Raw genomic sequence first — 13,352 nt, forward strand, 5'->3', positions numbered from 1 at the left:
TAAGAAATGAAATTTAAAATTAATAACAGATTCAGAGCCGTGTTGGGATGCTTACTAACTGTAGGATTGTTGTTCTCTGCACCAAGTTTTGCATTTCAGCAAGATTCATTAGCCCAGGATACTACTGTGTCAGCTGCTAGTGATACAGTTGAAGAAGGACAGGCTGATACAGCCGCGACAGCGACGACAGCAGACACAACGGCTACGGCAGAAGGAGGAGAGGCCGCGGCCGCGACAACAACATCGAAATCATCATCGTCGTCCTCAGCTACGGTAGTTGATGAAGGACCTCAGATAGATCCACAGGTTTATAAAAACATGACGTACTACATTCTTTTATTCTTAATTGTATGTACGGTTGTAGCAGTTGTTGGTAAGGTATTATCCATTTACGAGCTTACTCGTAAGATGAATGGAAGATACAATCCGTTTGCGAACAACACTTTTCAATCGGTCCTGATGGTTATATTCCTAGTAGCTTTTCTAGGGTTTGTATACTATGGATATGCGGTTTGGGGCGACTGGGCTTGGCGTTCAGCAGTCACGGAACACGGCGAGCGTATAGACACGATGTTTATCATAACCACTGTGATTATCACGATTGTACTCGTGTTGGTACATATTTTATTGTTGACGTTTCCGTATATCTATCGTATGCGTAAGGGAACGAAAGCTTATTATTATCCACATAACGACACGATAGAAAAGATCTGGACGATTGTGCCCGCTATTGTATTGACGGTCTTGGTATTGTTCGGTTTCTTTACTTGGCGATCGATCACCAACGTTCCGGAAGATTTGCAAAAATCTGCTATCCAAGTCGAAGTTTTAGGTGAGCAGTTCCAATGGCAAGTTCGTTATCCAGGTGCTGATGGAGTTATAGGCAAACGCAATTATAAATTGACGACACCTATCAACTCTTATGGTATCGATTTTAACGACAAGCATGCGTGGGATGATATACAAGCGTCTGACATTGTTATTCCTGTAAATAAATCAGTTCGTTTTCATATTATTTCAAAAGATATCATTCACTCGTTTTACATCCCTGATTTTCGTGTGCAGATAAACGCGGTTCCGGGAATGACCAACTACTTCCAGTTTACTCCGACAATGACGACGGAAGATATGCGTGAAAAAATGAACGATCCGAAGTATGATTTTATTATGCTTTGTAACAAGATCTGTGGATCTGGACACTACAACATGCAGAAGAAAGTTATAGTGGTTACGGAGGAAGAATATAAAGAATGGTTGAGTACGCAGAATAAGTATTTTACTGAAGATTTGCAGAAAGAGTTTGCTGCAGCAAATTCGGAGGAGTCAAAAGAGTTCACTACAGCTTCATTAAACTAATACATCACATATTCTTCAACCATTGAAGAAAAAGTAATAGAAGAAATTTATTAAACGAATATGTCAAGTACAGTTATATCGCACGGCGCAGCGCATCATGACGCACATGATCACCATCAAGAGACCTTCTTGACGAAGTATATCTTCAGTCAGGATCACAAGATGATTGCGAAGCAATTTTTGATCACAGGTATTGTGATGGCAGTCTTCGCTATGTTGCTTTCTATCTTATTCCGTATCCAATTAGCTTGGCCGGATACAGATTTTCCCATTTTAGAAGTCTTCCTAGGTAAATGGGCCGAAGGAGGACGGATGAAACCCGAGTTCTTCCTATCATTGGTAACCATTCACGGTACCATGATGGTATTCTTTGTTTTGACAGCGGGTTTGTCAGGTACATTCAGTAATCTATTGATTCCATATCAGTTGGGTGCGCGTGATATGGCGTCGCCGCTAATGAATATGTTGTCGTATTGGTTTTTCTTTACGGCGTGTGTTATTATGGTAGCGTCTTTCTTCGTTGAAAGCGGACCTGCATCAGCGGGATGGACCATTTATCCTCCATTATCTTCCGTGCCGACTTCCATTCCAGGTTCTGGTTTGGGAATGACATTGTGGTTAATTAGTATGACCTTGTTTATCGCTTCTCAGGTATTGGGTGGTGTAAACTATATCAGTACAGTATTGAACATGCGTACAAAAGGGATGGATCTTTGGAAAATGCCGTTAACGATATGGGCGTTCTTCTTGACAGCCATCGTTGGTTTGTTGTCGTTCCCTGTACTAGTATCGGCCGTTGTTCTTCTATTCTTTGACCGTTCCGTTGGTACATCTTTCTACTTGTCTGATTTGGTTGTTCAGGGAGAGATTCTACCAAACGAAGGTGGTTCGCCTATTCTATTCCAGCACTTGTTCTGGTTCTTAGGTCACCCAGAGGTATATATCGTGGTAATGCCTGCATTGGGTTTAACCTCTGAAATTATATCTACAAATTCTCGTAAACCAATCTTCGGATACCATGCAATGGTGTATTCTTTGGTTGGTATTACCGTGTTATCGTTTATTGTTTGGGGTCACCACATGTTCGTAACGGGTATGAATCCTTTCTTAGGAGGAGTATTCATGATCACAACGTTGATTATTGCTGTGCCTTCGGCAGTGAAGGCATTTAACTATATAGCTACGCTATGGAGAGGTAATATACGATTCACACCTGCGATGATGTTTGCTATCGGTATGGTTTCATTCTTTGTATCTGGTGGTCTTACCGGTCTATATTTGGGTAATGCTGCATTGGATATCAACCTACATGATACGTATTTCGTAGTAGCCCACTTCCACTTGGTGATGGGATCAGCCTCTATTTTTGGTATGTTGGCGGGTGTTTATCATTGGTACCCAAAAATGTTTGGTCGTATGATGGATACAAAGTTGGGATATCTCCATTTTTGGTTGACATTTATCGGTGCTTACTTGGTTTTCTTCCCAATGCACTTTATGGGTATAGATGGTGTACCTCGTCGTTACTATACCTTTACAGCATTCCCTTTCATGGATAAATGGATTTCTGTTAACTTGCTTATCACGTGGGCTGCTATTGTCGCTGGACTAGCACAAGTAGCTTTCTTATGGAACTTCTTTGCTTCTATTTGGAAAGGCAAGAAAGCGACGCAAAACCCATGGAACTCTAATACCTTGGAATGGACTACACCAGTGGAACATATACATGGAAACTGGCCGGGAGAAATTCCTACCGTTTATCGTTGGCCTTATGATTATAGTAAGCCTGGACATGATACGGATTTCATTCCTCAGACGGTGCCGTTCTCTGAAACAATGAGTTCAAATTTACCACATGATTTTGAAGGAAATGAAGAAGCCATACGCATTCAGGAAGAATGGAATAAAGCTAATAATAGAGAAGTAATAGAAGGATAAGTTAACGTAGAAGTAGAGAGAAAGGTGTGTTATGTATCCTGCTACCGAGAAACGATTCATAAAAACAAACAGAATTACAATTTTCGTTTTGTTCCTTGTTATTACAGCAGGGGGGATCGTTAGAAGTACAGGATCGGGAATGGGTTGTCCGGATTGGCCGAAATGTTTTAATCGCATAATTCCGCCTACAGATGTTTCGCAGCTTCCTGAGGGATATGAAGAACATTATATCGAAGGAAGGGCTAAGAAGAATCAACGTTTTGCGAAAATTGTAGCCTTCTTTGGTTATCCGGAGATGGCAGATAGGATACGTCACGATGAATCCATCCTGCACCACGAAGAATTCAACGCAGCGAAAACTTGGACTGAATATATTAACCGGCTGGTCGGAGTTATCGTAGGCTTTTGTTTGTTGTTTTCTGCGATATTCTCTTTTACATATTGGAAAAGCAAGCCATCTATAGTATGGTGGAGCGTTCTGAATCTTGTTGTAGTAATTATCCAGGCTTGGCTGGGTTCAATCGTTGTTTCTACGAATCTAATGCCTTGGATTATTACAGTACACATGCTGTTGGCGTTGGTTATTGTGGCAATTAGTATATATACATTTTACTTAGCTACGACCATGCGAAATAAAAGCATACTGATTAATCATCGTTTTGATTTGTTAAAGGGGATAGCATTATTTCTATTAACGCTGACGGTGATCCAGGTAGTGTATGGAACAGGAGTTAGGGAAGCTATCGATCATTTGAATGATGAAGGCGTTTCGCGTCAGGAATGGGTTTCCCGATTGGGCTCGTCTTATGAAATACATCGTGTTTTAGCTTATGTTTCACTGGGTACGACAGTAGTATTGTTTTTCCTGGTAAAAAATAAGTTTAGTTCATTGACATTACAAAGTAAATACGCTTGGACGGTACTAATCTTAGTTGGTATTCAGATGATGTCCGGAATTATTCTAGCTCGTTTTAATGTGCCGGCGGTCGCGCAAACTATGCATTTGGTTGTCGCTAGCTTGTTTTTTGGCGCCCTATATTATTTAATGCTATTAATGACAAAATTGAAACGATAGTATGGACAAAGTTGTAGACATTTGTGGTCTTAACGCATATTTGTTCATTTTTAGAAGAGGATTAAGATTTTCATGAAGCAGTTCATCTCTGATTTCAATAAATTAGTCAAGCTTAGGTTGACGTTGACCGTTGTGTTTTCGGCTTCAATTTCGTTTTTGATCGGAGCCAAGCAGCAGGGCGATATTATTTGGATAAATTGGCTGATTTTGACAATCGGTGGATTTCTGATAACGGGTTCGGCGAACGGGTTCAACGAAATTATCGAACGTGACCTAGATAAGTTGATGAAGCGTACCGAAGACAGACCATTACCGGCTGGTAGGATGACTACAGGACAGGCCTTGGTGTTAAGTTTATTTATGGGGATTTTTGGAACCCTATTACTAGTCCGACTTAATTTCTTAGCAGGCTTACTTTCGGTTTTTGCCATTATTCTGTATGCTTTCGTGTATACACCGTTAAAGCAAAAGTCTCCTATAGCTGTGTTTGTAGGCGCATTTCCAGGTGCGTTACCGCCGTTAATCGGGTACTACGCTGCCTTTAAATCTGCCGGATTTGGTTTTGAATACGCAGCCGTTAGTGAAGCGGCTATTGTCATCACACCTTGGGTACTGTTTTTGATACAATTCTTTTGGCAATTTCCACATTTTTGGGCGATTGCCTGGGTTGCGGACGAGGATTATAAACGCGCGGGATTTAGACTGTTACCGACGACAAAGAAAGACACGATTTCGGCTTGGATGATTTCTGTCTCAGCGATATTGATGATTCCCGTGGGCGTATTGCCCATGTACTATGGTTTTGGTGGTTGGGTATTTACAGTGGTGTCGCTATTGGGTGGCCTGTTGTTTGCTTATTATGGTTTTAAGCACATACAGGAAAGAACCGATGCTACGGCGAGGAAGGTAATGTTCACATCATTCATTTATTTGCCGTTGACGCAGTTGGTTTTATTATTTGATTTTATTCCTTTGAGTTAGATGGAGCATACAGACGATTATACAACGGAAGAATTGATTCAATCAAGGAAAGCTAAGAAGTTTAACCTCTGGCTGGGTATGATAGGGATGTTTATGATGTTCGCCGCGTTGTCCAGTGGATTCATCGTGTATACGGCTAGTGGGGTAGACAAAGGGATAAAGACAATTCTGCCCGACACGTTTATCTATAGTACTATCGTTATTTTAGTAAGTAGCTTAACATTACATTTCGCTTATCGCGCAGCGAAACGTGAACAGATAGGTAAGCAAAAATTGTATCTGTCGTTAACTATTGCATTGGGTGTAGCGTTTTTTGTATTGCAGACGGATGCTTGGTCGGTATTGGCAGACAGGGGTATTTATTTTGTGAATAATAATGCATCGCAGTCGTTTATTTACGTATTTACGGGGATGCATTTGGCACATATTATAGCGGGTTTGATCGTATTGGTAAGGTGTTTATGGGGTGCTATGAAACCCATCCCATTTCCGGATAACCAATTCCGCATGAATTTAGCCACTATTTTTTGGCATTTTCTCGATCTTTTGTGGATTTATATTTATGTTTTCTTACTTTTGAATCAATAATAGTAAAAAATGAGTACAACAACTGTATCGCAATTGGATAAGGTAAAAGACGGCCCTTGGAGTGGTGGCAAGTCACCTTGGAACTTGGAGTATGGAAAGATCATGATGTGGTTTTTCTTGGTGTCGGACGCCTTTACATTCTCTGCATTTCTAATCTACTATGGTGCACAGAAATTTGCACAACCCACGTGGATTGATGCGGATAAGATTTTCCAATCTATTCCGGGTATTGCCGAATCTGGGCAGCCTTTGGTGTTCGTGGGTATCATGACTTTTATTTTGATTATGTCTTCCGTAACCATGGTATTGGCTGTTGATGCAGGTCATCGGAATAGGAAAGACGAGGTCGTGAAATGGATGCTATGGACAATTTTAGGCGGTTTGGCATTTGTCGGTTGTCAGGCTATCGAGTGGACACACTTACATCATCAAGGCTTTTGGTTTGGCAGAAATCCAGCAACAGGTTTGGAGGGTGACGCTGTAGCAGAGGCGTTGGCACCTTATTTTACAAAGGATATATCCTATACAGCTGCGTTACAGTTCTCTAATTTGTTCTTCACGATAACAGGTTTTCACGGCTTTCACGTGTCCATCGGGATTCTATTGAATGTTATTGTTTTGAGTATGACACTAAATAATACATTCGAACGAAGAGGTACATATTTAATGGTAGAGAAAGTGGGATTATACTGGCACTTTGTAGATTTAGTCTGGGTGTTTGTATTTACGTTCTTCTACTTGATTTAATCGATTTCAAAAATTCTTAACATTCTATAAAAAAGGAAATGTCTAATCATCACGAAAATATAGCAACAGCACACGACCACCACGACCATGGTGGTATGGATAAAAAAGGAATTTGGAGAGTTTTCTTTATTCTTTTGGCGTTGACCGCCTTAGAGTTTTTGATTGCCCTAGGTTTTGTACACCATTGGGGAATACTTCAAAAAGGCATATTGGTCAATGTCATTTATATCGCATTAACGTTGGTTAAAGCATTTTATATCGTCGCCTATTTCATGCACCTGAAGTTTGAAAAATCCGGCTTTATCGTATGTGTGAGTATTGGGTTCATCTTTATTGTGTACTTTATTGTATTGATGTTAATTGAGGGTGATTATCTATTGTATCATTTACAGGAACACCCATTATTTCCCAATAACTAGTTAAATGAGGAGAGGGCTGAATGAGTAAGCGCGCTCACAGAAATAAATCGACATTAATTATCCTGGCATTAATCTTACTTGTGCCAGGATTTTTATATATAGCGGTTAATAGATTAGGCTTTAATGAATATGCCTCTTTACCAGTTTTTGGGGAAAAGACGTTGAGTGGCGAAATGAAGCGAAATTGGGGTAGAGCGTATCCGGATACCATTTTTCATATGGTCCCTCATGTTCATTTTGAAGAAGTATCGAACACAAAAGTGATGTTCCCTGCTCCAGATACCTGTATTAGTGTCGCACATCTCTTTTACACTCGAGACGTTGCCTTTTCAAGGTTGATGCTAGACCACGTTGATATGTTAGCCACACGTTTCCAGGAAAATCCCATAGTGAATTTTTTCTCTATTTCGGTAGACAGTATGGATACGCAGGCTGATGTGAGCGCATTTATCGAACCATATAAGAATATGGCGCAGAAACATTGGAATGTGGTATATAGTCCCTCTGTAGATATTTTTACATATGCTCGAGAGGAATTACTCATTGATGCCATGCCGGATCCAACTGATTCAACTCGCTTTCTAATCAGTAACCAGTTGGTATTGTTGGATTCCAAGGGTCGTATTCGAGGCTTTTATGATATAAGCCTAAAAGGAGAGGTGGATCGTTTAGAAGATGAGATAAAGCTACTTGCGGTCGAGGAAATCCGAAATAAACCATTGAAAGTGGAAAAAAAACCTTCATGATTGAAAGATGGTTGTTAAGTAGAAATGAAAGTTCATAAAGGTTCTTGATAGCCTTTGAAAACAAACATTTGCAGAAAAAATAAGTCAAGCAATATGATGACAGCAGAAGAGAAGAAGTATAAAAAGTGGATTGTTGCGCTTTCCATCATCATTCCGTTGGCGGTAGCCATACTATTCGGAGTGAATTTGCGGAAATTGGGTTATGACGTAAAACCGTTAAGCTTTTTACCTCCAATTTATGCGACTATCAACGGTTTTACCGCGGTATTGTTAGTAGTAGCGATATCAGCTATCAAAAGAGGTCGGGCGAGATTACACGAAAATCTCATCAAGGTGTGTATGGGATGTTCCGTAACATTCCTACTGATGTATGTCGCTTATCACATGACATCGGAATCGACTTCTTATGGTGGAGAGGGAGTGATAAGATATGTTTACTTCTTTATATTGGTAACCCATATTCTTTTATCTATTGTTATCATACCGTTTGTGCTGTTTACATTTGTACGTGGTATCGCGGGTGCTTATGAGCGACATAAAAAACTGGCGCGTATTACCTATCCTATGTGGCTATATGTAGCCGTTACAGGAGTTGTCGTTTATTTGATGATTTCGCCTTATTACAATTAGCTCATATCAACTCTATTAACTTTATAAAAAAATGAAAAGAGTTTGGATCTATCAAAGCAATCGTTTTTTACAGCAGGATGAGATTTGCAAAATAGAGCAAGTCTTGGAGGAATTTGTAGCACAGTGGACAGCTCACGGCAGTCAGTTGGCAGGATCATTCGAAATTCGTTACGATCTATTTATTGTTCTTATAGTAGATGAAGAGAAAGCGATGGTGACGGGATGTTCTATTGATAAATCAGTTCATCTCTTAAAGAAAATAGAGCAGGCATTAGGTATATCATTATTTGATCGCTTACAAATAGCGTTTCGGCCGTATATAAGCCAGCCGATCCAGGTAGTTCCACAGGACCACTTCCGGCACTTGTTAGTGACGGGAGAAGTTAATCCGGATACGGCTATCGTTTTCAATAATATGGTGACTTCTGCAGAAGAATTGGAAACAAAATGGGAAGTGCCGATGAAGGCAAGTTGGCATGCCCGAGTGTTTTTATAGCTTTCTTTCGCCTATTCTAGATATTTAATTGAAGTCTCTTTATCTTTCACGCTTAGCCTTATATTTTTTCCAAAAATAAGACTATGATTATTGTCAATGTGCCCAGCGGGGAAACCAAAACAGACAGGGAAATCATATTCATCGACCTTGTCCATGATAATCTCTTCAAAACTTTGCCCAAATGAAGGGTCGCTATCTTTTAGCGAAGTGAAGCCACCTACAATCAATCCTTGTAATTTAGCAAGTTTGTCAGCCCTTTTAAGTGTCCATAACATGCGGTCAATATTATAATGTTGTTCGCCTACATCTTCGATAAAAAGAATTTTGTTATCATACTTTCCGTCAGAGGTGGAGGACAAAATACTGTGGAGGATGGCCAGATTACCACCCGTTAAGCGACCATAACCCTCACCTGAACGGTTGGGAAACGTATGTTGTCTGTATTTAAAGTCCATGTCTTTGCCAAAGAGAGCATGTTTTAGGGAAGTCAATGCAGTCTTTGTGCTTTCATCAAAAGATTTTGGCATTTGGCCGTGTATGCTGCATACCCCAACGTTGTTGTGGAGATGGCTATGAAGAACCGTGATGTCGCTAAATCCGACAATCCATTTAGGACGCTTTTTAAACTTACTAAATTCTAATTGATCTATAATCCTTACCGTACCGTACCCGCCACGTGCGGCGAAAATAGCTTTAATTTCCGGATTATCAAGTGCAGCTTGTAAATCCTGTCTACGTACGTCATCCCTCCCCGCAAATTGATGGAACTGAGAGGTAACACTTTTGCCCACTTCTACATGGAGTCCCCAGCTGTTCAAGACCGCTAGGGCAACCTCTATATCGCCCTTTATGTAGCTTGCTGGACATACAATGGCAACTTTATCGCCTTTCTTGAGAAATTCAGGAGTTTTCATGCCAAACACTTATTATTATACGCGCAATTTGAGTTATCTTTGCCAAAGAAACGAGAATTTTGTTTCTTTTTCAATGTTATTGTCAACTTAAAAATCGTTATACGTTGAGTATCTTATCTAAAAATCGTTTTACTATTACATCGGCTTTGCCTTATGCGAATGGCCCTTTACATATTGGGCACCTAGCTGGAGCGTATGTTCCCGCTGATATTTTTACGCGATTCCTCCGTTTGAACCATAAAGATGTCGTATTTGTTTGTGGTTCTGATGAACATGGAGCAGCTATTACTATTAAAGCAAAGAAAGAAGGGGTAACGCCGCGAGAGATTATCGATAAGTACAATAAACAGATTAAGGAGAGCTTTGAAGAGTTTGGTATTGGTTTCGATATTTACCATCGTACATCCGAACAAGTGCACCACGAGCTGTCGCAGGAGTTTTTTATGAATCTCTATGAAAAAGGGGAGTTTATCGAGAAGTTTTCCGAACAGTATTATGATGAAGAATATCATCAATTTTTAGCTGATCGCTATATTGTAGGAACATGTCCGCATTGTCATAATGAAGGCGCTTATGGCGATCAATGTGAAAAATGTGGTACTTCGTTGAATCCAACGGATTTAATTCATCCTAAATCAACGTTGAGTGGGAAAACACCTGTGTTAAAAGAGACCAAACATTGGTATCTTCCATTGGATAAATACCAACCTTGGTTGGAAAAATGGCTGATCGAGGGGAAAAAAGGGGTATTAAAATCGAATGTTTTTGGACAGTGCCAGTCTTGGTTGAAGTTCGGTCTCCAACCACGTTCCATGACACGTGATTTAGACTGGGGAGTCGATGTGCCACTCGAGGAAGCGAAAGGCAAGAAATTGTACGTTTGGCTGGACGCGCCTATAGGGTATATTTCGGCTACGAAACAATGGGCTCTCGATAACGACCAAGATTGGGAAAAGTATTGGAAGAAACAAACTGATACAGAAAATGACTCCACCTTGATTCACTTTATAGGGAAAGATAATATTGTCTTTCACTGTATTACTTTCCCGGCTATTCTCCATGCACATGGCGAATATATACTGCCCGAAAATGTTCCTGCGAATGAGTTTTTAAACCTAGAGGGAGATAAATTGTCTACTTCCCGAAATCATGCAGTATGGCTGCATGAATACCTGCAAGAATTTCCTGGAAAGCAGGATGAATTACGTTATGTCTTGACGTCGATTCTACCAGAAACATCCGATAGTGAATTTACATGGAAAGATTTTCAAGCACGTGTAAATAATGAGCTGGTTGCTATTTTAGGTAACTTTGTGAACCGTGTGATGGTGCTTTCTCAAAAATATTTTGACGGACGGGTTTCGATAGGAAGCACACTGACGGATACGGACCAAGCTACTTTGGACGACCTAGCAAGCTATCCACAACTGATTAGTCAGGCTATTGCCCAATATCGTTTCCGGGAAGCTTTGAGTCATTTCATGAATGCGGCACGCTTGGGTAATAAATATCTTGCGGATGAAGAACCTTGGAAAGTATATAAGGAAAATCCGGAACGAGTAAAAACCGTGATGTATGTAGCTACACAGATTGTTGCCAATCTAGCAGTATTTTCGCAACCGTTTTTACCAAAAACGGCTAGTAAGTTGTTTGCCATGCTAAATCTGTTATCACAGGATTGGGCGCAAGCAGGGCAACATAACCTTATCTCGGAAGGGCATGTGCTGGGCGAAGCGCAACTGCTATTCGAAAAGATTACAGATGAACAGGTGGATTTCCAATTGCAGAAACTGGAAGAGGCTAAAGCGAAGAATGCGGCAGTAGCTGCACAAGCCGAGCCAGCAAAAGCGAATATTAGCTATGATGACTTTTTAAAGATGGACATTCGTGTCGGTACGATATTGGAAGCCGAAAAAGTTGCCAAGACAAAGAAATTGTTAAAGCTTAAAATCGATACAGGTATCGATCAACGTACAGTGGTTTCTGGCATCGCCGAGTTTTTCAGTCCGGAAGATATTGTGGGCAAGCAAGTATCCATCCTAGTAAATCTGGAGCCCCGCGTTATCAAGGGCATTACATCACAAGGGATGATTCTGATGGCAGAAGATGCGGACGGCAGATTGGATTTCGTTAATCCAACGTCTTCTATTAACCCCGGGAGTTCGGTGAGGTAGCTTTCCGGTTTCCGGATCTGTCGATAGCAAATCCAACAACAAAAAACACAAACGAAGGCACTACCCATCCTAGCTCATAAGCAAAGAACGGGATGTAGTTGAACCAAGCTGAAATATCAATATGTAAGATACCCAGTATCTTCATCACATTTAATGCAGCTATGACCGTTGAGGCAATTAACGCCAAGACATACGGTAGTTTGGTTTTGACGAACCGGCCGAATATAACGATATATAAAACCAGTGTAATGACAATAGGATAGACAAAAGCTAATGGCGGATAAGCAAACTGGATGATATTGTCCACACCCGTGACAGAAAGAACCCCAGCGACGAGACAAGATGCTGTTACCAGAAATTTATAACCAAGTTTGCCATTAGTCAGCTTGCAAAAAAACGTACCCACCGCCGTTGTCAGTGCAATGGCGGTCGTCAGGCAAGCTAATGCGATACCGATAGCGATAGCCAATGTACCGTATTGGCCAAGGATACTAGTTGAGATATGGAGCAGAAGCGCGGATCGGCTGATATCCGTGTTTTCCACATCAGAAGTAGCACCAAGATAAATTAATCCACCATAAATAAAGAATAGGCAAGCGGTGGCAAGTGCTCCCGATGCAATGACGACTTTGTTCTTTTCAGTAATGCTCTCATACCCTTTAGCTTTGGTGGCCGAGATAATGATGCCTGCAAATATCACGGATGCTAATACGTCGAGCGTTTGGTACCCTTCGATAAACCCAATGGTAAACGCCTCCGGTAGGGAAAGCATATCCGTTTGTGGTTTGGCAATCGGATTCGCGATGCCCATACCAATCAAAATAACAAGGACAACGAGTAAAAAAGGGGTTAAGATGTTGCCGACAAGATCTACCACCTTGGACGGTGCAATGGAAAAAAGCCAAGTGATGGAAAAAAAGAGAATAGATGTCCATACCGGATGGCTATTCGGAAAAGAGGGAAGTACCCCTACTTCAAATGTTGTCGCTGCGGTTCGTGGAAGAGCAATCAGTGGACCTATACAGATCATGATAACCGACCCCAGAATAGCAGCGAGATTCTTATTGATACGGTGCCCCAGATCGTTGAAGTCATCTCCAGAGTCAGCGACGGATAAGATTCCAAGAAAGGGAAGTAGTATGCCTGTAAGTCCAAATGCTAAGATGGTGATCCAAACATGATCGCCTATTTGTAGACCGATAAACGGAGGGAGCAGCAAATTCCCAGCCCCAAAGAACATAGCAAATAAGGCAAAACCAATGGTAATAATATCTCGTAACTTTCTCAA

The 13,352-nt window shown here is 40.9% G+C and carries 13 protein-coding genes; 11 read left to right on the top strand and 2 right to left on the bottom strand.

The features are described from left to right. Nucleotides 1–6 precede the first annotated feature (6 nt). The 10 genes from G5B43_RS05345 (at nt 7) to G5B43_RS05390 (ending at nt 8,976) form a co-directional block, all read left to right on the top strand. The gene (locus tag G5B43_RS05345) at nt 7–1,356 is read left to right on the top strand and encodes a cytochrome c oxidase subunit II (RefSeq protein WP_240904766.1); all 1,350 of its coding nucleotides are present in this window, start codon (nt 7–9) and stop codon (nt 1,354–1,356) included. A gap of 60 nt (nt 1,357–1,416) precedes the next feature. Then, nucleotides 1,417–3,294, top strand: a complete 1,878-nt coding sequence (locus tag G5B43_RS05350) for a cbb3-type cytochrome c oxidase subunit I (protein WP_206367249.1) — start codon at nt 1,417–1,419, stop codon at nt 3,292–3,294. A gap of 31 nt (nt 3,295–3,325) precedes the next feature. Continuing rightward, entirely contained in the window at nt 3,326–4,369 is a 1,044-nt protein-coding gene (locus G5B43_RS05355) for a COX15/CtaA family protein (protein ID WP_165293681.1), read from the top strand. 72 nt (nt 4,370–4,441) lie between these two features. Further along, the gene (gene cyoE / locus G5B43_RS05360) at nt 4,442–5,350 is read left to right on the top strand and encodes a heme o synthase (RefSeq protein ID WP_165293682.1); all 909 of its coding nucleotides are present in this window, start codon (nt 4,442–4,444) and stop codon (nt 5,348–5,350) included. Further along, a complete protein-coding gene (locus G5B43_RS05365) occupies nt 5,351–5,938 on the top strand; it encodes a heme-copper oxidase subunit III (RefSeq protein ID WP_165293683.1) in 588 nt (195 codons plus the stop codon). It begins immediately after the preceding gene. A gap of 9 nt (nt 5,939–5,947) precedes the next feature. After that, nucleotides 5,948–6,685: a cytochrome c oxidase subunit 3 gene (locus tag G5B43_RS05370; RefSeq protein ID WP_165293684.1), complete on the top strand. Its 738-nt coding sequence runs from the start codon at nt 5,948–5,950 to the stop codon at nt 6,683–6,685. A gap of 38 nt (nt 6,686–6,723) precedes the next feature. Continuing rightward, nucleotides 6,724–7,104, top strand: a complete 381-nt coding sequence (locus tag G5B43_RS05375) for a cytochrome C oxidase subunit IV family protein (protein WP_165293685.1) — start codon at nt 6,724–6,726, stop codon at nt 7,102–7,104. Nucleotides 7,105–7,124: 20 nt separating this feature from the next. Continuing rightward, on the top strand, nt 7,125–7,850 hold the full coding sequence (locus G5B43_RS05380; protein WP_165293686.1) for a photosynthetic protein synthase I: 726 nt from the start codon (nt 7,125–7,127) through the stop codon (nt 7,848–7,850). Between the two features lie 93 nt (nt 7,851–7,943). Beyond that, nucleotides 7,944–8,480, top strand: coding sequence for a DUF420 domain-containing protein (locus G5B43_RS05385; protein WP_240904768.1), 537 nt, complete (start codon nt 7,944–7,946; stop codon nt 8,478–8,480). A gap of 31 nt (nt 8,481–8,511) precedes the next feature. After that, nucleotides 8,512–8,976: an ABC transporter ATPase gene (locus G5B43_RS05390; protein WP_165293687.1), complete on the top strand. Its 465-nt coding sequence runs from the start codon at nt 8,512–8,514 to the stop codon at nt 8,974–8,976. Nucleotides 8,977–8,987: 11 nt separating this feature from the next. Here the strand turns inward: G5B43_RS05390 and G5B43_RS05395 are convergent, their stop codons facing one another. Further along, nucleotides 8,988–9,890, bottom strand: a complete 903-nt coding sequence (locus G5B43_RS05395) for an LD-carboxypeptidase (RefSeq protein WP_165293688.1) — start codon at nt 9,888–9,890, stop codon at nt 8,988–8,990. A 104-nt stretch (nt 9,891–9,994) separates the two neighbouring features. Here G5B43_RS05395 and metG point away from each other — a divergent pair, with 104 nt between their 5' ends. Further along, complete coding sequence (gene metG, locus G5B43_RS05400) at nt 9,995–12,064, top strand: methionine--tRNA ligase (protein ID WP_165293689.1); 2,070 nt, start codon at nt 9,995–9,997, stop codon at nt 12,062–12,064. On the opposite strand, the gene brnQ is transcribed toward metG, so the two are convergent. Then, entirely contained in the window at nt 12,039–13,352 is a 1,314-nt protein-coding gene (gene brnQ, locus G5B43_RS05405; RefSeq protein WP_206367250.1) for a branched-chain amino acid transport system II carrier protein, read from the bottom strand. The genes metG and brnQ overlap by 26 nt on opposite strands.

The organism is Sphingobacterium sp. SGR-19 (assembly GCF_011043555.1).
Taxonomy (GTDB): Bacteria; Bacteroidota; Bacteroidia; order Sphingobacteriales; family Sphingobacteriaceae; genus Sphingobacterium.

What these genes read in the sequence shown, in the direction of transcription:
- G5B43_RS05380 (WP_165293686.1), top strand. Translation starts at nt 7,125, where the DNA reads ATGAGTAAGCGCGCTCACAGAAATAAATCGACATTAATTATCCTGGCA.
- G5B43_RS05345 (WP_240904766.1), top strand. Translation starts at nt 7, where the DNA reads ATGAAATTTAAAATTAATAACAGATTCAGAGCCGTGTTGGGATGCTTA.
- G5B43_RS05395 (WP_165293688.1), bottom strand. Translation starts at nt 9,890, where the DNA reads ATGAAAACTCCTGAATTTCTCAAGAAAGGCGATAAAGTTGCCATTGTA.
- G5B43_RS05390 (WP_165293687.1), top strand. Translation starts at nt 8,512, where the DNA reads ATGAAAAGAGTTTGGATCTATCAAAGCAATCGTTTTTTACAGCAGGAT.
- cyoE (WP_165293682.1), top strand. Translation starts at nt 4,442, where the DNA reads ATGAAGCAGTTCATCTCTGATTTCAATAAATTAGTCAAGCTTAGGTTG.
- G5B43_RS05365 (WP_165293683.1), top strand. Translation starts at nt 5,351, where the DNA reads ATGGAGCATACAGACGATTATACAACGGAAGAATTGATTCAATCAAGG.
- G5B43_RS05385 (WP_240904768.1), top strand. Translation starts at nt 7,944, where the DNA reads ATGATGACAGCAGAAGAGAAGAAGTATAAAAAGTGGATTGTTGCGCTT.
- G5B43_RS05370 (WP_165293684.1), top strand. Translation starts at nt 5,948, where the DNA reads ATGAGTACAACAACTGTATCGCAATTGGATAAGGTAAAAGACGGCCCT.
- G5B43_RS05355 (WP_165293681.1), top strand. Translation starts at nt 3,326, where the DNA reads ATGTATCCTGCTACCGAGAAACGATTCATAAAAACAAACAGAATTACA.
- G5B43_RS05350 (WP_206367249.1), top strand. Translation starts at nt 1,417, where the DNA reads ATGTCAAGTACAGTTATATCGCACGGCGCAGCGCATCATGACGCACAT.
- G5B43_RS05375 (WP_165293685.1), top strand. Translation starts at nt 6,724, where the DNA reads ATGTCTAATCATCACGAAAATATAGCAACAGCACACGACCACCACGAC.